This window comes from Caldanaerobius fijiensis DSM 17918 (assembly GCF_900129075.1).
Lineage (GTDB): Bacteria > Bacillota > Thermoanaerobacteria > Thermoanaerobacterales > Caldanaerobiaceae > Caldanaerobius > Caldanaerobius fijiensis.
The window spans coordinates 29,751-54,177 of record NZ_FQVH01000003.1 but is presented as its reverse complement, the minus strand read 5'-3'; the positions used below and the strand labels follow the sequence as shown (position 1 = coordinate 54,177).

The 24,427-nt window shown below is 40.8% G+C and carries 19 protein-coding genes and 1 riboswitch; of the genes, 1 reads left to right on the top strand and 18 read right to left on the bottom strand.

Features of this window, described 5'->3' with window-relative positions; translation table 11 throughout:
* Positions 1-7: 7 nt before the first annotated feature.
* The 4 genes from BUB87_RS02550 to BUB87_RS02535 all read right to left on the bottom strand — a co-directional run bounded on the left by BUB87_RS02550 (position 8) and on the right by BUB87_RS02535 (position 3,180).
* The gene (locus BUB87_RS02550; protein ID WP_073341534.1) at positions 8-1,078 is read right to left on the bottom strand and encodes an NAD(P)/FAD-dependent oxidoreductase; all 1,071 of its coding nucleotides are present in this window, start codon (positions 1,076-1,078) and stop codon (positions 8-10) included.
* A 16-nt stretch (positions 1,079-1,094) separates the two neighbouring features.
* Positions 1,095-2,186, bottom strand: a complete 1,092-nt coding sequence (locus BUB87_RS02545) for an NAD(P)/FAD-dependent oxidoreductase (RefSeq protein WP_073341633.1) — start codon at positions 2,184-2,186, stop codon at positions 1,095-1,097.
* A 95-nt stretch (positions 2,187-2,281) separates the two neighbouring features.
* Positions 2,282-2,725 carry a hypothetical protein gene (locus BUB87_RS02540; RefSeq protein ID WP_073341533.1) on the bottom strand — a complete coding sequence of 148 codons (444 nt, stop codon included), beginning with the start codon at positions 2,723-2,725 and terminating at the stop codon, positions 2,282-2,284.
* Entirely contained in the window at positions 2,725-3,180 is a 456-nt protein-coding gene (locus BUB87_RS02535) for a hypothetical protein (RefSeq protein WP_073341532.1), read from the bottom strand. Before BUB87_RS02535 ends, BUB87_RS02540 begins: the two co-directional genes overlap by 1 nt.
* An 86-nt stretch (positions 3,181-3,266) precedes the next feature.
* Positions 3,267-3,441: riboswitch (Lysine riboswitch) on the top strand.
* Between the two features lie 71 nt (positions 3,442-3,512).
* Between BUB87_RS02535 and lysA the strand changes: the two genes are divergently transcribed.
* Positions 3,513-4,853, top strand: a complete 1,341-nt coding sequence (lysA, locus tag BUB87_RS02530; RefSeq protein WP_073341631.1) for a diaminopimelate decarboxylase — start codon at positions 3,513-3,515, stop codon at positions 4,851-4,853.
* A 62-nt stretch (positions 4,854-4,915) separates the two neighbouring features.
* Here the strand turns inward: lysA and BUB87_RS02525 are convergent, their stop codons facing one another.
* The 14 genes from BUB87_RS02525 to BUB87_RS02455 all read right to left on the bottom strand — a co-directional run bounded on the left by BUB87_RS02525 (position 4,916) and on the right by BUB87_RS02455 (position 24,415).
* Positions 4,916-5,512 (bottom strand): 50S ribosomal protein L25, encoded by a 597-nt coding sequence (locus tag BUB87_RS02525; protein WP_073341531.1) that lies wholly within the window; start codon positions 5,510-5,512, stop codon positions 4,916-4,918.
* Positions 5,513-5,648: 136 nt separating this feature from the next.
* Positions 5,649-7,859, bottom strand: coding sequence for a hypothetical protein (locus BUB87_RS02520; RefSeq protein ID WP_073341530.1), 2,211 nt, complete (start codon positions 7,857-7,859; stop codon positions 5,649-5,651).
* A 324-nt stretch (positions 7,860-8,183) separates the two neighbouring features.
* Entirely contained in the window at positions 8,184-9,794 is a 1,611-nt protein-coding gene (gene serA / locus BUB87_RS02510) for a phosphoglycerate dehydrogenase (protein ID WP_073341529.1), read from the bottom strand.
* Positions 9,795-9,817: 23 nt separating this feature from the next.
* Positions 9,818-10,957, bottom strand: a complete 1,140-nt coding sequence (locus tag BUB87_RS02505) for a pyridoxal-phosphate-dependent aminotransferase family protein (RefSeq protein ID WP_200792744.1) — start codon at positions 10,955-10,957, stop codon at positions 9,818-9,820.
* Positions 10,958-11,124: 167 nt separating this feature from the next.
* The gene (locus BUB87_RS02500; protein ID WP_073341528.1) at positions 11,125-12,417 is read right to left on the bottom strand and encodes a SpoVR family protein; all 1,293 of its coding nucleotides are present in this window, start codon (positions 12,415-12,417) and stop codon (positions 11,125-11,127) included.
* The gene (yhbH, locus tag BUB87_RS02495) at positions 12,418-13,578 is read right to left on the bottom strand and encodes a sporulation protein YhbH (protein WP_073341527.1); all 1,161 of its coding nucleotides are present in this window, start codon (positions 13,576-13,578) and stop codon (positions 12,418-12,420) included.
* 4 nt (positions 13,579-13,582) lie between these two features.
* Positions 13,583-15,505, bottom strand: coding sequence for a PrkA family serine protein kinase (locus BUB87_RS02490; protein WP_073341628.1), 1,923 nt, complete (start codon positions 15,503-15,505; stop codon positions 13,583-13,585).
* A 134-nt stretch (positions 15,506-15,639) separates the two neighbouring features.
* The gene (locus tag BUB87_RS02485; protein WP_073341526.1) at positions 15,640-16,290 is read right to left on the bottom strand and encodes an OLD family protein; all 651 of its coding nucleotides are present in this window, start codon (positions 16,288-16,290) and stop codon (positions 15,640-15,642) included.
* A 4-nt stretch (positions 16,291-16,294) separates the two neighbouring features.
* On the bottom strand, positions 16,295-16,567 hold the full coding sequence (locus BUB87_RS02480) for a coiled-coil domain-containing protein (protein ID WP_084110797.1): 273 nt from the start codon (positions 16,565-16,567) through the stop codon (positions 16,295-16,297).
* An 18-nt stretch (positions 16,568-16,585) separates the two neighbouring features.
* On the bottom strand, positions 16,586-18,034 hold the full coding sequence (locus BUB87_RS02475; protein ID WP_073341525.1) for an AAA family ATPase: 1,449 nt from the start codon (positions 18,032-18,034) through the stop codon (positions 16,586-16,588).
* Between the two features lies 1 nt (position 18,035).
* Positions 18,036-19,019, bottom strand: coding sequence for a metallophosphoesterase family protein (locus BUB87_RS02470; RefSeq protein ID WP_073341524.1), 984 nt, complete (start codon positions 19,017-19,019; stop codon positions 18,036-18,038).
* Positions 19,020-19,037: 18 nt separating this feature from the next.
* Positions 19,038-20,900 carry an ATP-binding protein gene (locus BUB87_RS02465; protein ID WP_073341523.1) on the bottom strand — a complete coding sequence of 621 codons (1,863 nt, stop codon included), beginning with the start codon at positions 20,898-20,900 and terminating at the stop codon, positions 19,038-19,040.
* A 13-nt stretch (positions 20,901-20,913) separates the two neighbouring features.
* Positions 20,914-21,885, bottom strand: a complete 972-nt coding sequence (locus tag BUB87_RS02460; RefSeq protein ID WP_073341522.1) for a DNA double-strand break repair nuclease NurA — start codon at positions 21,883-21,885, stop codon at positions 20,914-20,916.
* Between the two features lie 4 nt (positions 21,886-21,889).
* The gene (locus BUB87_RS02455) at positions 21,890-24,415 is read right to left on the bottom strand and encodes an O-antigen ligase family protein (protein WP_084110793.1); all 2,526 of its coding nucleotides are present in this window, start codon (positions 24,413-24,415) and stop codon (positions 21,890-21,892) included.
* Positions 24,416-24,427 lie beyond the last annotated feature (12 nt).

Here is a 24,427-nt window from a genome sequence, read left to right as displayed (position 1 = left end):
ACAAAAATTAATCTCGTATAGTCTTCTTTAAACCCAGCAGCCTCGCTCCTAATCGCCAAACATCCACATTTGAGTTATAAAACATCTGTTTTACTCCTGGCACCGATAATAATCTTATAATCTTGTCAAATCCCCTATCGTCTAGCTTATCTATGTAATTTCTAAAAGTTGTTAAATCGGCAATCTGGTTTACAAGAGGCTTTAACATATCTTCGTAATCCTTTTTCTGAACCATAGCTCTTGCCGCATATATACCGCTTAAAAGTGACGTAATCGTTCCAAAACACAAAAGAGGGTTTAAAAGCCCCGCTGCATTGCCCACAAAGTACATGTTATCAATTATATGAGATGTACAGTACCCAACCGCCAAATCTTGCTCAAAAGTCTCAACTATAGGATTATCAAGTTTAATAGTTTTTAAAAAAAGATCCCAGTGTTCATCTATATCGCCTTGGCTTATATGGGGTACCACCAATCCCAATGTCGCCCTCTTATTATCAAAAGGTATCATATAACCATAACCTGAACCGGCAAATCGGGTATTAAACCACATGTGCATGGCTTGAGGATTAAAATCCCCCAATATTACAGCTCCTTTGATAAAGGTGTGCATCGTCATCCGCCATATGCCTATATCGCTGCTTATGAGATGGTTTCCCGATGCCACAACCACATAGTCGTATTCCTTGCTTAAAACCCTATAATCTGCGTGGATATTAAAATTAATCTTAGACTTAACCAAACGCCTCAACTGATTCTCAATAGAATTTTCATCCTGTCCTTTCAAAAATGTATACCCTAATCCTTCACCCCTGACTACAGTTTTTCGCCCCGGGCCATACACAGTTATTTCGTTGACGTTATTCAGAGGAAAAAGGGTTATATCATAGTTATCCTCAATATATCTAAACAGGTCACGTATCGGTCTGGTAAATATCCCTAGTATGACCCCAGAATGTTGATGAAAATCTCCTACTGTAAAACGCCTCTCAAATATCACGGGATTTATCCCAAGCCTCTCTAGCTCATGGGCACATGCAAGCCCCGATATACCAGCACCAACAATCGCCACTCTCACTATACCACCAGCTCCTTCACCTTAAAGGCTTTTCACCCCAAAACCTGTTGTATGCATTATCGACAAGCCAGGAAGCATACCTGACCACATTTAGACCTGTATTGTAAATGATCTTGTTAAAGCCTGGAAAACCCAATAACCCGACGATGAAATCAAAGCCTCTATTCGTCAATGCATCCAGGGCCTTTCTAAAAGTCAGCATCTTCATAAATTCTTCATGGATATATTTAATCTCTTGCTCGTAATCTTTCGCTTCTACTATGCATTTAGCTGCAATACTACCCGATAGCAAGGCATGAAATTGGCCAAATCCAAGAAACGGTTCCAAAATCCCTCCGGCATTGCCTACAAAATAGACGTTTTCTACTGTATGGGGATAGACATTTCCGGACTTATGTTGAATAACAAATTCCTCCACTCTTTCATTTGTTATATTCTCTATTTTCAAAAATGTCTGCCAGTTGGTTTCTAACTCGTCTTTTTTAATGTAAGGAACCATTAAAGCCAGTAAGGCCCTTCTGGAATCATATGGTGCTAAGTACGCATATCCCGATTTTGCATAAACAATATTTATCCACATCATCAGTACATTGGGATCAAACTCTCCTAATATCACAGCCCCTTTAAGCCACGTTTCCATGAGATCCTGCCAGCAGCCGTATAATTTCGTAAATTGATTGCTTCCAGTGGCTACCACCACATAATCAAATTCCCTTTTTAGAGGCTCAAGGTCATCGATCTTCGTATTAAAATTTATGTTGGATTTTATAAGTTTAAACAAGTTACTCTCCAGAGAACCCTCTTCAGGTCCTCTCACAAAAAAGTACCCAAGGTTATTGCCGCGTATAATACTTTTCTTAGTAGGTCCATTCATGATGATCTTATTTATAACAGCTGTCGGCTGTATCGGTATATCGTATTTATATTTTTCATATCTTAGAGGATCCTTTATAGATCTCGTGAATACCTGTAAAATCGCGGCAACATGATTATATCCACCGCCCACAGCAGATTGAGCTTCAAATATGATGGGATCAATTCCGTAGCTCTCCAACTGGTACGCACACGCAAGACCTGATATACCTGCCCCTACGATCGCCACTTTCATAACCATCACCATCTCTTCGACTTTAAAATTCTTATGTAAATATAAACCAGTGCTCCTATGCCTATCAAATAAACTACCAAAAGATACATTTGCTATTACCTCATCCTTTTGACAAAATTTTCTCCAAACCACGAAATATCAATTAGCGCCATTATATCAATCCAAAAGCTGTAGAGCGAATTCCAGTGTCGGTATTCCAGATAGCCGAATACCCACATGACACGCTCAAAAAGCATGAAAAACCCAACCCATATAAATATATTTAAAAGCCTCGCCCATCTATTTTTCGGGAGATGTTGTACCATCAGTGTGCCCATAGTAAAAACCGGCCCCAATGTAAAAAAAATCGACCCGGCTCCCGATATGCACAGGATGCTTTCTTTTATAGCATATAGGTTTAAACCTATAAAAATCTTATCTACCATGATCTGTATTATGGATGCCCATATGCCTCCTATTACATTCGGCCATAATCTTTTCCAGTCTATACAAATCAGGAACAAAATCCAGCTCAAAACAAATGCGAGAACCCAGCCCATTACAACCCTTCTCTCGTTGAAAAAACCTTATTGATTTCAGTGGGCTTAGATTCCATCGCTTCTATTCGCTGCTGAAGCATCGATATGGCCTTCATTACTTCGTCTCTCAGCTTCGTCAAAAGTCCCCTTATATCAGGATTGGTTATCAATATCATTTGATCATTATAAAAGGTTTGAAGTTTTGTCATCTCTTTTACGAGGTCCTGCATCAAATCAAGCGTATCCAGTGACATATTGGTTTTAATCAGTGAAGGTATATTTATTGACTTTTTCTTTTGCTTTATATCATATATGTGATCATCTGCCATCTTGCTGCACTCGTTTAAAATCCCAGCTATCACAGGGTCACCGATTCGTCTGGCATACTTATTGCATTTATCCTTTAGCACCATTTCCTGTTCCTCGGCTTTATTCAAGCAGCTATACATAAGTTCCTGCGGCGTCAACTTTTGCATAAACAACTACCTCCATGCATTTATTTTCCCTTGACATAATATTTTTTATGCTGTAAAATGTAAAAAACGAACACCTCATCTTCCAGCAGTGAAGTAGAGGCGCGAAATACATCAGTAAGCCACGGAGCCCGGGAAGCGATGAACTGGCTGAAAGGGTATTTCGCCGAAGCGCAAGAGAAGCCCATCTCTTGTAGCTGGGCCTGTATCGAATAGGTACAGGACTGTCACCGGCACAACCGCCGGTGGAGAGCTATCTCGCGCATGGAAGGGAGGAAACTCCCTTAAATGCGCAATTATTTAAGGGAGTGAAGTAAGTGAGATTACATGGTACTATGAAGGTCAATTCTAAAAATCACCTGGAAATAGGTGGATGTGATGCTGTTCGATTAGCTAAAAAATTTGGAACTCCTCTATACGTTATCGATGAAGATCTTGTTCGCCAAACGTGCAAGAGATATTATGATTCTTTTATGAAAAAGAATAATGGGCTGGTTTTATACGCTTCCAAAGCCTTCATGAACATGGCTATGGTCCGTTTGATCGATGAAGAAGGATTAGGCCTAGATGTCGTTTCAGGAGGCGAAATATATACTGCTGTTCAGGCCGGATTCCCAATGAACAAGGTGTATTTTAACGGCAATAACAAGAGCCCAGAAGAGCTGGTATTTGCTCTCAAATCCGGTGTAGGACGTATTATAGTGGATAATTTTTATGAATTAGAAATTCTAAACCATATAGCAGGTACATTGGGTAAAAAAGCAGATATTCTCATAAGGATAACGCCGGGAATAGAAGCCCACACCCATGAATACATTATGACGGGGCAACTGGATTCAAAATTTGGATTTAACGTCCCCGATGGCCAGGCCATGAAAGCTATTGATATGGCGATAAAGATGCCGAATTTAAATTTAAAAGGTATCCACTGCCACATAGGCTCCCAGATCTTCGATATGCAATCGTATAAGCATGAAGTAGAAATAACCACAAGTTTTATAAGGCAGATAAAAGATGAAACAGGTTACGAAGCAGAAGAACTGGATCTAGGCGGTGGTTTTGGGGTATATTATACTGAAGAAGATGATCCAGCCACTATAGAAGACTACGCTGATATGGTGTTTAGCACTTTGAACAAAATGGTAAATAAACTTGATATAAAAATGCCGAAAGTAATTGTCGAACCTGGAAGGTCTATTATAGCCAATGCTGGCATAACCTTGTATACTGTCGGCGCCATCAAGGAGATACCAGGCATAAGAAAGTATATCTCGGTAGACGGCGGTATGACAGACAATCCGCGGCTGGCTTTATACGGTGCTAAGTATGAAGCCGTCATCGCCAACAAGGTCTTTGAAAAAAATAGCGAGGTCGTTTCCATCGCAGGTAAGTGTTGTGAATCTGGAGATATGTTGATCTGGGATATATGTCTTCCTCATATAGTCCCAGGAGATATCATCGCCGTATTGAGCACAGGAGCATACAATTATTCCATGGCCAGTAATTACAACCGGCTCACAAAACCCGCTGTGGTGTTGGTAAAAGATGGCCGTGCAGACATCATCGTAAAGCGCGAAACATATGAAGATCTGGTGAGAAATGATGTTATTCCTGCCAGGCTAAGCAAAAATAGCTACCAGGATATAAGTGAAGATGCCAGCGTCAGCGCTATATAATATGCATTACGTAAATTGGATAGAGAAAATAAAAGCCGGTTAAGAACCGGCTTTTATTTTCTCTATTCTTTTTCAGCCTCTTCTGGCTGCTCTTCTTCCTCAACTTCGCTGATTTCAGGAACTATTATAGATAAGACAATCTCCTCAGGGTCATCAAGAATCTTAACGGCTTCTGCCACAGAGAGATCAGACACTTTAACCACATCTCCAATCTCCATATTAGATACATCTACCGTAATACTCTCAGGTAGATCCTTAGCCTTACACCTCACAGACACTTCTCTCAACTGGTGCTGTACAATAGCACCTTTGCTCTCTATAAGACCTGTTCCTTCCACCACTATCGGGACCTCTGCCTCAATATCCTCTTCCATAGAAACTCGCTGGAAGTCAATATGTATTATCTTGTTATCCAGGATACCATACTGCACCTCTTTTATGATCCCAGGTATCACCTGGCCATCCAGTACCAGGTTTAAAATCGTGCTATGGCCGTGCTTTTTATATATCTCGTTGAACTTTGATGCATTAACGGCTATAGGTAAACTGTCCAAACCTTTCCCATAGACAACAGCAGGAATTAGATTTTTCTCCCTCAATTTGCGAGCAGCACTTTTCCCTGCTTCTCTTGTCTTTACCTCAAGATTGACAGTTTCCATATCAAAACATCTCCTTTCTGAACTCTTCTGAACTGCTTTTGCCATAAGCAACGATAGCTTTAATAGAACACCAAAGCGTAAATTCCTGAGGACATGCCTTACCCTGTTTTCAGTATATATCTTCCAGACGAGGATGTCAAGGGTTGCTCAGTTCGTCGATCACCATAACCAGAAAAGACGGAACCACAAATATAAACATGGTTGCAGCAGCTACAATACCCGCATCATTAAAAACCAGGGCAAAAAGCATACCCACTGTGCTACCCAAAAAGCCAGCGTAAACCGCTTTGTTGCGCTTAAATATATTTATGAGTATGTTTGTAGGTTTATAGAACAAAAACCCTAAAACCAAAATAAATGTTATCAGGACTTTTGTCCATATAGTATACCTTATAAGCTTTATATTCATTGATAACTTACGCTGGAATATCATAAGAAGTGGCATGATGCCCTCCTCTCTAACCAGCAAAGCAGTTCTCCCTATGTGAGACTGACCTCCTCTTAGCATGTCGTAAATAAACAAACCTATCATCATAATTAGCATAAATCCAAACAAATATACAAAATTTTTTTTGTTAAATTTGAAGTTAAACAACAACAGCATAGACGTACCATAAGCCATAAATGAGACAATAAACCCTCCTAATTTGGTGCCAAGGCTGGGGGCACTTATTATATAAATTAAAAATATGAATATGGCTGAAACAACGTATTTCATAAACGGTTTTTTATATCTATCTATAAGGGCTGTTAAACCTATAATACTGGACCCCATCAAAACCCCCATATACTCATTGCCAATGCCATAATATCTTGCTCCAATAATGGGATCATAACCCAATATCGAATTTTTCATCAATTTCTGCCCTGTCAGTATATCCATTGCTAAGAGTGCAGCAGTTATAATACAGAGGGTCATTATCACATCCATGTTATTTCTGGATAGTGTTAATGACAAAAAGACCATTGCAATAAGTACTGCCAATATAATGACAGCTTTGAAAAAAGCTGAATTTACATCAAAAACAGGGAGAATCAAAAAAACCAAAGGTACAGCCATATTAGCTAAAATCAGCGGCTTAATGTGTTTTGCATACTCATCCCTGAAAAACAGTGCCATAATAGCTAGAAACAAAACTACTATCTGAACAATAACATAGGTCTTTATAAAAAATGGCCGCTGAACATAAGTGGCGACAATCTTTTCGTTCATGTAGCTAAGATAATTCAATTTAGATTGCGCTGTATTAAACTGTACCTCACCGATATCGGGCGATTTCTGTATACTCGTCAGAGGTAATCCCATCATTGATTTAGGCACACTTATATCAAAAAAATGAAGCACAGTGGGGGCAATGTCTATGTTTTGCGCAATACCTAATCTTTTTGTGGAAAAGGATGTAATAAAACCACCCTTATAATCGTCTCCGACCACTAAAATAGGCGTCAAAAGGTGATTGCTGGCTATATCTTCTTTTGACGGATATGGTGTAACAATCATCAAAATGTCCTTTTTAAAATCCATCGACCTGGCAATTTTCCCTACAAAAGCATCGGCTTTCTTCAATGCTTGTTCTCTGTAATAAGTACCCAGATCAGGTGTTGTCATTGATGTAAAGTCATCAGCTCTGCTGGTATCTCCTAGCTCAATCACAAGCAAGCCGCCCTTTGAAGAATACTTCTGATATTCATCGTACAATTTATCATAATCGGTGCTCATAAGGTATGGTGCATTCATGTCATCCTTAGATAAGTTACCGGATACATCGCCCTTAACTTTGCCATTTTCATCCATTCCTATGAGCGAAACATATCTCCTATATGTATCTGGCAAATCAGCATTACCCAGCACAGCAACAGGTATTCCTTTATCTTTAAGAATCTGTCCTAATAAGCCCGGCACTACCTGGTGATCCTGCTTTGCAGAAACCTCTTTTAAACTATTGATGCTTAAATTTACCACATCGCCTTTTGAAGCATTGTTTCCTGTATATATATGGTAGAGTTCTCCCGCTCTTCCGAAATCGTACATCTCATTATAATTAAACGCATATCCTCCATTATAGTCGCTTTCTGCTCTGGATCCAGCGCCAATGCTCAAATAGGCAGAAGGTTCATGATAGTTTTTAGCCGTTCTCACATTGAGGAGGCCTAAGGCACCTGATTGTATAAGTTTTTTTATGTTGGGCAGCTCATACTTTACGTAATCTCTCAATCCCACTTTGTTCATAACTACGATAACAAACTTTGGCCTGCCATTAGCACTGGCAGCGTACGCTTTTGGGCTAAAAGTAGAAAATATCATCAAAAGAAGTGCTACTATTACTATAAAGGAATTTTTTCTCATATATATCTCTCCGTTTTTTATTTTTTATTATACCGTAAAAAAAAACAAAAATAAAGAGCCCTCATTTAAGGGCTCTCTACTGGATCCCGTCTGGCCGTTTTGCCCGTTTAAACCAACCCTACTCTCGTAGGGTGGGAGCCTGCCCTGTGCTTCTGAGGTCCTGTCAACGCAGGCTTCTCATCCACACAGGGACTCCGGCTCCCTATTATCAGCTGTGGGTTGTTAAACAGGGGCACCACGCACCCAACAGGATTTCGTTTTCTCTTCTCAGCTATAAGTATAATATTATTTCAGGTGTTTTTCAAGTACAAAATTATGCCAAAATCACAAATTCATCATAATGGCATTTTCTACGCCCTCTATGTTTTTTATCATAGACAAGGTTTCCCTGGATAATCCCCTATCTATGCCAAGCACCATTAAGGCCTTCCCATCTTTTGATGGGCTAACCCTCATCATGGAAATATTGACTTTTGAAACGCCTAAAAGTGTACCAATCTGACCTATGACACCGGGTTTGTCCACATTTTTAACCACCAGCATATACTCCGATGGTGCAAACTCTACCTCATAACCCATGAAGTTTACTATACGCAGTTCATTTTTACCAAACACTGTACCTGCAAACTCCAATGAGCGTTTAGCATTTTCAAAGCGCACTTTGACCAGATTCGTATAATCGCTCACTTCATTGCTGCTGCTTACAACCACATCAATGCCCCTGGACTTTGCAACATATTCAGCATTGACAAAATTTACCCGCTCATTTAAAACAGGATCCAGCAACCCTTTTAACACCGACATAGATATAAACTGCGAACGGCACTGCGCTACATCCCCGCTTAAGTTTATTTCGATCTTCTTTACCGGTTCTCTCTCCACCTGATAATAGATATTCCCTATCTTTTCTCCAAGGTTTAAAAATGGCTTCATTGCAAAAAGTTCTTCTTTATCCAGCTGAGGCATGTTCACAACATTAGGTGTAATTTCACCGTTTAGAGCCGCAATAACCGCTTTTGCTACCGAATAACCTACGTTGTACTGTGCCTCTACAGTAGATGCACCTAAATGAGGTGTTACAATTACATTGTCTAAATTCAACAGTGGATTATCAAAATCTTCATCCCGTTCCTTCTCGTAAGACGGTTCCTTTACAAAAACATCCAATGCGGCGGCTGCAACAATTCCCTCTTTTAACGCCTCATAAAGAGCTTCTTCGTCTATGAGTCCACCCCTGGCGCAGTTAACAATTCTAACGCCTTTTTTTACCTTTTTAAGTTCTTCCTTTCCTATCATTCCCATAGTTTCAGGAGTTCTCGGCGTATGAATAGTAATAAAATCTGATTGCCTAAGCAGGTCATCTAGATTTTCTACCTTTTCTGCCCCAAATTTAGTAAATCTCTCATCAGAAATATAAGGGTCATAGGCTATGACACGCATACCAAATGCCTTTAACCTTGTAGCCACCAGTGAACCTATCCTGCCAAGGCCGATGATACCTACGGTTTTGCCATAAAGCTCTACTCCGTTAAATCTATTTCTTCTAAAATCCTTTTGTTTGGCTGCATAATTAGCTTGAGGTAAATTCCTGGATATCGCGAGTATATGTGCAATAGTGAGCTCTGCTGCTGCTATAATATTTCCTTCAGGCGTGTTGACTACAATTATTCCCAGCCGTGTTGCAGCATCCAGATCTATATTATCAGTCCCATTTCCAGCTCTACCTACTACTTTTAACTTTTTCCCGGCCTTCATCAGTTCTTCCGAAACATTTGTTACGCTTCTGACAATAATAGCATCATACTCATCTATGATCTTTAACAATTCTTCATAAGGCACATCGTACTTTATATCCACTTCCGCATGTTCTTTTAGGTACTGAATACCTGCCTCGTCTATCCTCTCAGTCACAATTATCCTATATTCTCTATCCACGCAGCAACACCACCCTTTGTTTTTTATACTAATGTTTCATCTATAGTCTTTAAGCTAATGCCTTTCTCTATATTAAATCCCATCTCAACCATCGCCATCTCAATGGCTTCAAAGGCTCTTAAAAGAAATTCCTTATTTATATACCCCATGTGTCCAATTCTGAAGATTTTCCCCTTCAAATGCTGCTGACCACCTGTTAAAACCACTCCTTGTCGGTCCACCAAAGACAAAAAGCGAGATACATCAAATCCGTCAGGCGCTTTTACCGCGGTAATAAGTGGAGATGAATCGGATTTATCGGCGAACAACTCAAATCCTAAAGAATTCAATGCGGCTTGAGTCGCTGCAGCTATCTTTTGATGTCTTAAAAAGACATTCTCAAGTCCTTCTTCCATAATCATAGAAAGGGCTTCGTTTTGAGCTACAATCAGCGAAATAGCCGGCGTATAAGGTGTATCGGGAATAGATTTTTGAAGACCCTTCTTAGCAGCATTAAAATCCCAATAATAGCTTACAGGGTCGGTCTCTATCGACTTCCACGCTCTCTCACTTACAGAGATAAATGCAAGACCCGGAGGTGTCATAAGTGCTTTCTGAGACGCTGTTATCATTACATCAATATCATTAGCATCCACATCTACCGGCACACCGCCTGCTGAACTCACAGCATCTACAACTATGAGTATGTCTGAGTCAACCTCCCTGATACTTTTGCAAATAGATTTAATGTCGTTTATTACTCCTGTAGACGTCTCATTGTGTGTTATGAGAATCCCCTTATATTTACGTTCCTTGAGCCTGGCTACTACATCCTCAGGAGAAGCAGATCGTCCCCACTCATAGCTTAACATATCTACGTCAACGCCAAATCGCTTTGCTATCTGTGCAAAACGATCACCAAAAACTCCTATACTTACAGCTAATACCTTATCTGAAGGCCTGAACAAATTGGCTACTGCGGCTTCCATACCACCCGTACCCGATGCCGGGAAGGTAAGTACATAATTCTTAGTCCCAAAAATCTCTTGCAACTTTACGTTCATAGAATTAAAAATTTCACCAAAATCACGTGTCCTATGATGAATAGGCTGCCTCGCCATGGCTTTTAATACCCTTTCAGGCACCATCGTAGGCCCTGGCGTCATTAGCAATTTATTCGCCAAAAAACTCCCTCCTCGGTTAAAATGCAAGATGTAAAAATTATTATTGCACAGTGAAAAGCGGTATCATGTTGAATAGTTTGAATTAATGATAACTTATTTTCGAATTTTTTTCAATAGTGAACAAGATAAAATATTTTATTTCATAGTATAAATATCTTAAATAAGTATCAAGTTAAGCTTATATTCTTACTTTCATCGCACAATATTTCCTTTACCTTACCTTCTAAGAGAGTTTTTAATACAACTTTATGCCCCCATATATCTACAATATGCTTAAGGGTTTCGCAAGCATAATTAAGCTCCAGTTCTCTACCATCGTAGACGTGCTCCAGTGTCAATGTCCTGTCCTTATCAGACATTTCTACTACCCTTATATAAGGTATTGCTCCCATACCAGCGGTATCGCTCAAGGTATTCCTTATTTTTTCCCATCCCTTATCATCGGCCACCTCTGTTATCACGATGTCTTTACCCTCTCTTACATATTCAAATAAATTCAGATCGTGTATCAATTCATATGTCAAATACCTTCTCAAAAAAGATTGATCTCTGTCAAAGGACCTCACTTCAAAAACCTTATCCAAGCCGTATCTTTTTTCAATGTCCATATACATCTTAAAACCTATATAATATGGATTTATTGCCCCCTGTACGGGAGCTACCACCTGGTTATGCCTATCTAAAAACTCCATGTACAAATCCTGTGGCAGGTTCATGGAATTCAATATCTTGTAATGCCAGAAACTGGCCCAACCCTCATTCATTATCTTTGTCTCAATCTGGGGAATAAAATGCCGAGTTTCTTCTTCTACTATTTCCAGTATATCTCTCTGCCATTCTTCCAGTTCCCCGTATTCTCTCAAAAAATATAATAGGTCATCTTCAGGTTCCATTGGAACCCTCTTTAAATCCCGGGATTTTTCCATAGCTTTATTTCTCTTTTCACCTATAACCCTTGGTATCTGAAACCTTATAGCATGAGCAGCATTCAACAATTTTTCAACGCCTTCATAACCTATATTCGGATTGGCAATGTATCGCCTCACTCTATCAGCGTGGTTTTTAAACATCTCCAGGGTCATTTCAGCATCGGTGCCTTCTTTAAAAAGCCTGTTATTCTTAAAAAAATCGTTATGCGCATATACATGGGCCATTGTCAGTATCTGCAATAAAAGCGTATTTTCTTTCATTAAATACGCAATACATGGATTTGAATTGATCACCATTTCATAAGGAAGCCCTGTTAAATTGTAAGTGTAAAAAGTCTTCAGCCTTTCATAAGCCTTTCCAAAACTCCAATGGGGATACCTGGACGGCATACCTCCATAAGCCTCATATCCCAGCATGTTCTCGTAATTTACCAGTTCAAATTCCTGTGGATAAAAATCCAGACCCATATCCCGCGCTTTTCTTTCTATCATATCATCCCAGTATTCCAGCTCTTCTATAGAGTAATCCATTTATTCCACCTCCTGGTCGCACTCTAACATTTTTTTTAATGCCGGCCAGATATCCTCTTTTTTAGAAATCGTACATATTACAAAATTTTTATAATGTATCTCAGACCTGTACCTGTTTTTTATAGTGCTGGAATAAAATCCAGGCATGATTTCCCCATAACCGAACAAATTGCATACCTGACACAGCTTCTTGGCCAGTTCTACTGCCCTGTTGTCATCCTCATTCCAATTGTCGCCATCACTGCTGTGAAATGCGTAGATGTTCCAAAATTCAGGGTCGTACCTCTGTTGGATTACCTCCAGAGCCTTCTGGTAGCCACTGGATATATAAGTCCCACCCGCCTCGGCCTTATGAAAAAATTCCTCTTCATTTACCTCTTTAGCCACGGTAGAATGGGCTATAAATACTACCTCTACATTTAAATATTTCATCTTTACGAACTGATACAGCAAAAAATAGAATGATCTGGCTAGATACTTTTTGGTCTGATCCATAGAACCCGATGTATCCATAATGCATATGACCACCGCATTGGATTCGCGCCTTCTGTCTTCTTTCACCCTTTTATACCTTAAATCCTCTTCTTTGAAAGGAAATCTTCCTATGTGTTCTTCCTGCCCTTCCTCCTTTAATGCCCTTTTTGTCGCTTGTTTGCGCTTTATTTTCTCAATAACCGTGCGCTTTTTAGCGAGCCTCGGAGGAATGCCTTTTTTCTGATACCCCCGGCGTTTTATAGAGCGATCAGAGATGACCTCAGAGAATTTTTTCCTATCCAGATACGGTAAGTTTAAATCTTCAAATATGTAATTAACCAGTTCCTCTATGGTCACTTCCGTCTCGTAAATGTCTTCTCCGCTGCTGTCTCCTGCACCCGTACCGTAATTTCCCTCTTCAATGCTGCCAATCTTATCTCCCCTTTTCTCGTCACCTTTTCCAGAGCCAACACCAGGTGCATTGCTACCATATATGAACTGGTACTCCTTTAAGCTTCTTATGGGTATTTTGACTTTTTTATTTTTGCTCTGACCTATTATGCTTTCCTCTGATATTATATCTACAATATTTTTCTTTATAGATTCTTCCACAAGGCGCCTGTGCCTCTGTCGATCCTCAGCTGCCCTATCAGAATGAGATTCCTGATAATCCCTGAATACAGCCATGGCGTCAATCCCTCCAGAGATTATTGGCGGCATATTTTAATACCACGTCACAGCAGTGATCACAGTAACCATTTGCTTTCATTTCTTCTACCATCATACCGTATTTTTCGTCCTGTTCCTTATCCCTTACCCTGGCTTTAGTTATAATCCTGGTTAATTCTTTTACTGACGCCATAAGCTTTTTCTCTATAGCCTCTTTCAGGGGCTCGTAACACGTATAATCGATTTTTCCACCGCTTCTCATAAGGTAAAACATGTACGACGTCACATCCTGTCTAAAACCTTTGGCTGAACTTTCGGTTATTCCTATCTGTTCCTCTATAGACCGCATGAATTTTTCATCGGGTTCCAATTGCTCCCCTGTGGAGCGGTCCTTTATTTTTGTCCTGTTTACGTAAGCTTCTGCATGGTCCAGATAATTATTAAATAAGCTTTCCGCCTGCTCTTTAAAGCTGTGTATAAAGGCCCTTGTGATTTCCTTTTCCAATATTTTGTTATACTCCTTTTTCAGGGTATCCTGTAAAAAGCTCAAATACCTTTTTTTATCCTCATCGGATATATCCAGTTCCTTTACCGACTTAACAAGGCATTCCATGACGCTCAATGGGTTTATGCAATCGTATTCCGACTCTGATAAGGCTCTATCAATGGCTTTTATTATAAATCTCGTAGATATACCAAACATCCCCTCCCTGTTTCCAGCCTCCTCTCTGAGCTCTAGGATATCTATCTTTTTAGTCATACCTTTCTCTAAAATTTCTTCGCCATTATAAATTTTCAATTTTGTGAGGGGATCCACTTTAGAAGAGGGTACAAGCCTTGTTAAAATCGCGAACATGGAGGCGATTTCCACCGTATGTGGAGCGATATGGGCTTTGAACCTGCTCTGCTTCAATATCTTCTCGTATATCTTTATTTCCTCATTGAGTTCCAGGCAGTACGGAACTTCAATCTTGACAATCCTATCCAAAATAGCTTCGTTGGTGTGATCTGATTTAAATTTGTTCCATTCTGCCTCGTTGGAATGAGCCAGTATAACGCCATCAAAATATATCATGGCACCTTTGCCGGGAGAGGGTATTGCTTTTTCCTGGGTAGCTGTAATAATCGTATGAAGATATTCTACGTCATTTTTGAAAACTTCGATAAACTCCACAATACCTCGGTTGCCCACATTAAATGCCCCATTTAGTGACATGATTCTCGGATCATCTTCAGGGTATAAATCCATCTTGGAGATATCCACAGAACCGGTTAAAACTGATGTATCCTGATTGTTAGGATCCACAGGCGGTACCACGCCTATGCCTTTTCTAGACCTTATAGAAAAATTCACCGTTACCACAGGCATCTTCTCGTATTCTCCGCCATACTCCTCTTTTAGTCTATAGCGACATATAGGGCACAAGTCCCCCTCGATCTGTACTCCCAGCATTTCCTCAAACTGCCTTCTCAAGTGTTTTGGGACCAGGTGCAGCGGCTCTTCTCTCATAGGGCATCCTTTGATAGCATAAATAGGCTCACTTCTCTCCAGGGCCTTTTTTAGTGCTTCCATGATAGAAGACTTACCCGATCCTACAGGACCTACTAAATACAACACCTGCCTGGACTCTTCTCCTCCCATAGCTGCCGAATGAAAGTAGTTTACCAGCTTCATCAATGTTCTGTCTATCCCAAAAAAATCATCCTTAAAAAAGTTGTATTTCTTGATAGCTTCATTGCCGTATATCCTTCTTATCCTGGGATTTTCTTCAGGCTTTAATACCTCATACCCTTCTCTAATTATAATATCGTACAGCCTTTTATGAGCCAATTTAACAATATCCGGGTTTTCTCTTACTATTTTTAAATAGTCGAGAAATGTACCTTCAAACTCAGTATTTTTCCTAGCTTCCCTATCTTTTTTTATCAGTTCCTCAAAATCCATACCACCCATAACCCCCTTTGTAGGACTGCGTTTATTAATATGTATGTCACAGGACTATCAATTATACAAACTTATCGTGAAGAAAAGTTTAGCTATACAACTGCAAAAAGCTATGGGACAAATCCCATAGCTTTTTACTTTATGCGCTCCGCACTGCTTATACCTTTTTTTAAAATTATTTTGTAGGCTATCTCCCCACTTTCAGCCAGATGCTGATTGTGAGTAACCATAATTATTTGTCTGCCCATATCCTCGCTTATGCCTTTAATGAGCTCTGCTACCGCTGTACTGTATTCCTCAGATACATGTTTAGCAGGCTCGTCGTACACCATTATCCCATCTAATCTCGGATACATCCCTTCCAAAAGTGCACTTCTCAATGCTATAGAGACCACATCTACAACTCCACCGCCCCTGGAATCTTCAGGTCTATTAGCTATCCTGGCAGTTCCGCCATACGTAGACGCTACCAAAAATTCCACCTCAGGCCTGTCCCTTTTTTCCTCCAGCGCCACTTCAAATGATATATCAGGACCAAACACACTCTGCAAAGCTGATGTCACCATTTGCTCAATATGTTGTCTGGCTTGCTCTCTGGCATTTTCTGCCGCCACCTGAAATATCAATTTGACCTTTGTAAGCATATCCAGCTTTTGCTGTAGCAATTCTACCTCCTGTTGTTTCTTCTCAACCTCCAGTTTAAGCCTATCCCTCTGGCCCTTTCGCTGGTGGTAGTACGCTGTAAGTACTTCCAATCCTTTTTTTAATTCATCTATATCTTTCATAAGATCATCTCGCTTTTTCTATAAGCTTCCACGGCATCAATTCATCGGCCTTTTTAAGGTATTCATCAATCTGCTTCTTAAGCCTCTCTATCTCCTGATCCAGGTTATCAGGGTCAACCCCTAGTTCCTTTATCTGATTTCTCAATTCCTCTTGCTGTTTCAGCAGAAACTCCTTTTGAGTCATGGCTCTCTGCCGTAAGTTTTTGGCCTTTTCAATGCCATCTTTTAGCTTTGCTATGCTCTCATTTACGTTACTTATTTCGTCGCTATTTTTCACTTCAATCCCCTCCCTGACCTAACCTGCAATATTGTGGGCGATCTCGTGTGCCCTGTCTTGAGTTATAGGTGAAAAACATACAGGACATATCTTCAAAGCCTTTAGCAGTTCTTCGTACCGATTGACCATATCATTTAATGACTTTTGTGCCTTATTTATATCCTGATCAGCAATGGCAATATTTTGCTTTACGTCTTTTAACTGCTGGTTTATCTTGATCAACTGTCTGTATACGTCTAAAATCCCCTGTACACCTGATATAAGTTGTTCTACCTCTGGTAACTCATTAGAATCATCTAGGACTTTTTCGACATACTTCAACTCCCTTTTCAACCCATAAAGCTTATCCCTCATAGAAGTTAAAACATCCAATTTCTCCTTCATGTTCGCAACTTCAGTGTATATATTTTCTGATATGTCAATATATTTCATATCTTCCAGCGCCCTGTAGATTATATTGAGGTCCTTATCATTCTTCTTATATTTATCGCAGAGGCCTTTTACAGTTTTATATTTGCTTACCATCACATCCAGTTCCGATAAATACGCAATACACTCTTGAAGGCTCTCAGTACCCTTCAATACATACTCGGCTGAGTTTATACCATTTGCCAAATTGCTCAGAGAACCTTTAAAATTCATCAATGTAATATATCTGTCGCACAGGGCTTCTGTTTTTAAAGCCATATTTTCTATGTTATCAATACTTTTTAGCTCCTCTATTATACCATCCAGTTCGTGTATCTCGCAGTCAATGCGATTAAGCATCTCTCTTTTTTCTGATAAAAAAACTAATCTCTCTTTTAACAAATCAACTTTTTCTATAAGCCCTTTTAATTTTTGTATAGTATCTTCCAGCTGTTGCAAATCATCGTATTCTTTAAGATTATCTATCAGAATATCCAGCTCTCCCTTAGCCTGCTTTAAATCGTCTCTAGTGCGGTTGAGATCTTGAGTTGCCTTTTTATGAGCAAAATCGAATATATCCGTTCCCGTCAATCGGCCTATAGCTCTGGCCTTTACAGAACCGTTCTCCATCAAAAGAAAAGGAGGGTCTAGCTGAGGTGCCGTATGCAGATCGACGCTTACGTCGTCGTCAATTTTTATCTTTTTTACGCCTGTTACCTTTACGACCTCTTCAGGAACTGAAATGCCAAACCCTTCAAAAACCTGTTCCTCCTGTCCCGGTCGGGATATGATATAGCGGTTTTTGCTGCCCGATGCATTCCTCACCCTAGTAACTGTCACACCGTCCTCGTATATCAAGGACACGCTGCACTCCGACGCACCCACCCTTATGAAATCCGATCCCCTGGGCTCATTAAAGAGCACCCACCTTATTGCCCTCACCACTGCGGACTTCCCGTTGTCCGACTCTCCTACTATAACTGTAAGAGTTGGCGCAATATCGATTTCTGTATAGGCATGAGACTGAAAGTTGTTTAATACCACTTTCTTCAGCAACACTTTACATACCACCTTTCAGCGCAGCTTCAGCTTCAGCAAAACGCCTTTTAACCTCATCAACTACGTCCTTTGAAAGGCCCTCGCTATCCTGCCTGGCCTTTACGACCGCATCCAATATGCTGTAAGGATCTGTTCGCCTCGTACCAGCAGCAGCTCTTATTTCCTGCAAAAAATATGCCCTTTTTTCTTCTCGAAAACGGGCTTCTTCTACTTTACTTCGATCCAGCACTTCTGGTCCTGCCTTGGCACACTTTAACTTTATATACCTGTACGCTATGCCGCTATCCAAATCAATAAGCAAAACCTTTGGCATCCTTTTAATTTCTGCAGGATGATTGCTCAACCTGACAATGCTTCCCGGATTGAAAAAGTACTTCCCGTTGTAAATCACCTCGTCAAACCCCAGATGATAGTGCCCTGCAAGGGTTATGTCGGCATGGGTCTTATCCTTTATATCATCTACCAGCGTATACCTCACATCAGGAAATACCGCCCTGTTCAGAAGCATACCATGTACAGTATGGATTGCCACATCACAGTTATCCTTCGATACCACATATGAGGATATATCATCATCTATATCGTACTGATAACCTGCCCCTGTAAGCTGTACTCTTACATTCCCATCGTCCACGTATACAGGCTCTCTCGTCAAAAGGGTAATATTGCCCATCGCAATAAGAAAGCCCAACAACGTGCGATTTAGCGTAGCGATATTGTGCCCGTATATATCGTGATTGCCGTTTACAATGTACATGGGAGCCTCCAGACCTTTAAAAATCCCCACTAAATCGCCCATGGTTCCCAGTCCGGGATTTGGTATGTCGAAAAGGTCGCCGCCGTGTATCACAGCTGAGACCTTATTATCATTGGCTATCTGTACAACCTCGGTTAACTTTTCTTTCATGGTTTCAACGATATCGTCTGTTCTATTTTCGGGAGTTGTACTCCTTAAATGGGTATCAGTAAAAAATAGAAATTTCATAAACACCACCTGACTAATTTACGCTGTATACACTCTCATATTGCCGATGCGCCCTATACTGGATTTAATCTTGCCCTGTGCAAGCCACCTATCCAGTGCTTCTGATAGCTCATCCACTGTGACATCTCTTCCTAATCTTTCAGCGCATTTTCCAGCCACGGCAGCCAGCTGCATGGTATTAAAAGGCAACAAATCCCTTACTACTTGGTATAAATCGTCGCCTCTGGACTCTATATACGCTCTCCACTCTTCAAATGGACTCTGGGCATGAGGGCTGGATGTCCAGGATGCTCTTATTCTAACAGGGACGGTCCTCCCTGTAATCGCTGAGGATATAAAGGCATTTCCCGATGTGAGATAAGGTAATCTGGCGGTCTCTGATGGCGTTAAATCCGTTTCCCTCTGTATGGTATCAATGTCCTGGGCTCTCACTGTTCTCAGTATAAATTTGGTATTGAGCTGAGCATTTACCGTGTCATCCAGAAGAGCCGGTCGCTGGGTAGCCAGCACCAGAAATACCCCGTACTTTCGACCTTCCTGAGCTATTTCCCTGAAAATAGGCCTCGCCGGCGCATAATCATTTAACCCCGTAGCCTTCGGCACCAGATTGTGGGCTTCATCGGTTACTATGAAAAAAGGAGGAAAAAACTCTTCACCTGCTCTTCCTGTATGAGTTATCGCATCTCGATATTGTCTTCGCTTATTGTAAAGGTGTCGTATAATATAAACAGCAAAAATGTTCAGATTTTTTATAGGTCCTCTTACTACTACGGTCTTGCCACTCTTTAAACCTTCCTCCAGCGGAACAGAATCCCCTTTAAAAAGTCCACTCATCTCCAGCGCATCCACCCTCCTGGCCACAGCACTCAAGCTGTACTCGCTGAGCTGGGCCTGGGAATACTGGCTGTAGAGTTCTACAAGTCGCGCCTCCCTTGTATCCGGCTCAGGATTGACCCTGACCAGCTCGTCCATTTCCTTTTTATGGGAGAGTATCCACATAACATCTTCTATCCTCTGCCTGTAAGACTGAAGACTATCGCCTCGCTTATAAAGCCTCCTGGCAGCATGTTCCATGTTTTCCGTAAATTCTCCCATTGAAGACCTGAGTAGAACAATAAGCTCCGACTCGGTTATGGAATCAAACCTTATTCCCACATCGGTTCCCAACTCAAACAAAACAAATCTATCTCTCAGCGCCAAACACTTACCAGGGTCTACGCCGAAAATAGGCTGAGAAAAATCCAGTTCGTAATGGGGGTCAAAAACCAGTGTTGGAAGCCGCTTGGCCATAAGCTCTTCTATGAGTACCCTCATGGCATAAGATTTCCCAGAACCCGATCCACCAAAAATACCTATATGGGGGTATTGGTCCATCTTCTCTATATCAAAGAAAAATGGCACCCCATTTTGCGGCACCAGTTCACCGCTCTCCTGGTCTACTGTATATTCCAGGTCCTTTAACGCATCTGGCAAGGTCTCATAAAGCTCCTCCGTACCCCTTATAACTCCCATTAAAAGTGCTCTGGGTATATCTTTGGGAACCAGAAGATCTTGGATCTCGCTAAAGTGGGGTACCCTCGCCTGCGCTCCAACAGTTATCGGAATATCCAGCTCACCCAGCACTCTTACCTGAGCGATGTATAAAGTTTCTTCTTCGGGAGCAAAGCCCATAGCTTTCAATGTCCCAAGAGCTGTATCATCTAAAAGGCCCGATCCATAATTGCTCTCAGGTAAAAGGGGATTCAGAGATTGGGTCTTAATCACTTCTACCCGTATAGCTCCTGCTGTATCTTCAATTATTAATATTTCGTTTATTCGAAAAGGCCTTTCCCTTGACACTATAAGCGCCTCATGTTCAGTGGTCGTGCCTACTACCCTCATTTACTCTCACCCCTTAAAATAATCTCCTGTCCCTTTGAGCCCTTAGAAGCAACTCTTTAGACACGGGATCCAGTGAAATCTCAATGAGCCTTTTTATCTCTGGCGCTGTCAATCGCACAGCCCTATCTACCAGGTCCAGCAATACCGGTATGCCCCTGCTGTGCTCCGGCGTCATGCTGTATACTATATCCATTACCTCATGGACGTAATCCCATTGCTCAAACAAGAAATCACAGGCGATAACCTGCGGCTGTTTTGAGAGCCGGGCGAAAGCGGTTATAAATCCCTCTTTTGTACAATAGTCAGGATGAACCAGAAACCACTGACCCATATCCAGATTACCATAAAAAATCTCCCTGTCATAGGGCTGCCCCGGAAGCTTATTGCCAAGCACTTCAGAAATCATATGGGTTGAAACCTCTTCGATAACGCCTACAATAAGCGTATCTGTATCAAATACCCTTTTCACAAACTGTTCCCATAACGCAGGTGTTTTTATTCTGTACTGTACAAACCCTCCATCCAGCATTATAAGATGCGGCCTGTACCTATCGATAGCCTCCATTGCAGCCTTCATTTCCAGTTCCGCCATCAGTTTTTGAGCCGTCCTTATGGCAGCTATTTCAAGAGCAGAGCCATCTTCCCCTTCACCTTCTGCTTTCAATCTCTCCATATCTTCATTTATTAAAGGTGAAAACACCTTTGCAAAGGATATATCATCATTTTCCCTCGGGAGAATATAAGCGTATGATTGGCAACATGTGAGCATATATGGATAACCGCCACCATAAGAGAAAAGGGAGCCGTCTACCGCAGCCACCCTCATCTTTTTCTTATCTGCTATATAATCCTTCCGCGCTCTGTAAAAACTACCTATTTCACTTATCAACGCCTTTAAATCATTTCTTTCTGGCGGTCTTTTACTCTTTATAGCATCGTTGAAATTCTTCAACTCTTTTAAAATCTGATCATTTCCTATAAGCATACAATCACGCCTTTACAATCTCCAGAGATTTTTTCGCCTCATCAATGATCCTCTGAGTGTCTGGAGTCATCTCAATAGGTTTGAGAATCTTGCGGTTGACCCTTTTTATATCATCGGGTATTTTTAAAACCACATTAAAATACTTCTGAGCAGCGGCTTTATCACCATTAGTCATGTAATACTGCCCCACCTTAAAATACGCATCGGCCTTTTGCTGGTAATTTTGCGGCCTCAGAGGTTGTACCGCCACGGACTTATCTATGTACTTAAGGCCCTTATCAATGGCGCCATGGCGCAGATAAAAGGCAGCCAGTTCAGCATTATATTGAGAATTATATGGTTCCAGGCCTACAGCTTTTTCAAACATCTGCTGTGACATAGCTACGTATATATTGTTACCACTCTGCTGACCCAGGGCCTCCAAAGCCTTGCCGTAATTTAACCTATATCCAGCATTCAAAGGGTCAAAAGCCACTGCCTTGCGGTATAATTGAACCGCACCTGCATAGTTACTGGCTTTCAGCTGGGTCAATGCACCTTTACTGTATACTTGTCCCATTTTGAGCGACGTGGAAAATATCAGTGCTGCAATAGCTAGAACAATAGCTCCCTTATAACCGATATCAGTTTTGATATTTAAAGTCGTATCTATGCCGTTTAACCTTAAAAATGCGTACATAAGCCCCATCAAAGTCCATAAGAACAGGGCCACAGCACCCAATGACAAATCAAAATCTAGCGCGGAATGCCACCATAATGCAATGGCAGACGATACTACCCCTACAAACAATGCCTTGTTCTTTTTATCCTCTATTTTAAGCCCCCTGACAGCGCCATACAAAAATCCTCCGATTAAAAAGAATAACGCCAGCAAACCCAATGTCCCTGTCTCAACCATCACCTGCATAAAGTAATCATGGGTCTGAGTTGTCCAATAGAGGTAAGATTGGTACATAAAGTATAATGACGCCCACGCACCTCCGCCTGCTCCCAAAAGAATGTAATCCTTGTAAATCTTAAAAGCATCTTTGTAAAATATCATGCGCTCTGTAGAATTTTTTGTGGTAAAACTTATATCAGCGATTCTACTGGCAATGGATTCAGGTATATATTTATATTTGAGCTTCAAATAGGATTTTTCACTGCTTCCCCTTTGCTGCACAAAGGCATTGTCGATAATCGCAGTAGTGCCTGCAAATTTATTCATAAATATAATGGCAACCCTTTTGGAATTCTTTAAGGTTTTAAAATTTACTATCACATTATCCCTGGAAGCAGTAGCCTTTCCGTACTTCTCAGTGATGTTCGTAGGCGTATCTAGATAATCCCTGCTCTGTATGATGACGCCGTAATCCCACGGCTTATTTGTACTTTCTTTTGTCCTGATATCAAAAGAAAGGATATAATCGGTATCAGGTTTTACGTCCACAAATCTGATTACAGATATGTCACTATCCGGCTGATTTGAATCATGACTCATCACCAATTCGGTCTGGGCCGTCATAATATAGATGACCGCAACCACTACCAGTATTGCCACAAAAGCGCTGGCATACGACACCGCTCTTATATTTTTCTTCACAAAGTTTATAGCTCCGTTCAGCACTATTCCTATTAAAATAGAGATTATGAGTCCGATAAAATACCATTTCCAGGCTGCACCACCAGCATTGCTGGTTATCGCATTGTTAAAGCCTTTCATTACTATTCCCAGAGGTATGAGCGCGCTTATAATATCCACAACCGTTTCGCTTCGCGTTCCTTTAGGAATAAAAACAATATAAATTGCCAGAATAAATGGTATAATAATCCATGCGCCTCTGGAATACGTGAATACAAAAGCTAATAGCACAGTAAAATTAACCCCGTTTAGCAGAGCTTTTAGCCATTTGTTTTCTGCTGTATCCATAAGAGAAAGTATCAGTACATAGCCTGCCATCAGTAATGCCGCTGTTGTATTGGGATACTGGAGGGTCGAATTTATCCTGCCACCTACCCACGCACCATTATAATTAATGGTACCTGCCGCCGCACCAATTCCCACAAATGCTACGCCAAAGACACTGAAACCCAGGGCATAAATAGACGCCTTAATCTCTCTGATGTTTTTGGGGAGTTTACTGGCCATTAAAAGGATGAAGAAGTAATTGATATACTTTAATACTTCACCCCATGCGGCTCGTGGATTAACAGCAAAAAACGATGAAAGCACATAAGCAGCCAACAATGTCGCTCCCCCGTAGTCTATGGGGTCTTTTAACAACCTCTTTTCACCTGACATCATCTTATGCACAAACCAGGTTATTGATAAAATCGACGTTAAAATATGCGCTACAAGAAACTCATCATCAAAATACATACCCCTAAAAAAAGGAGGATATATAAGTGAGACCAGGTAAAATGTAAATATTATATAATAAATTACTTTATTATCCTTTTCTGCTATGCCGCGTTTATAATAGGCCTTATCTCCTTTGAACTTATCGTTGTTTAATTGTTCTTTTGCCATTGCTCTCTTTTTTTTGCCCATATATTACCCCTC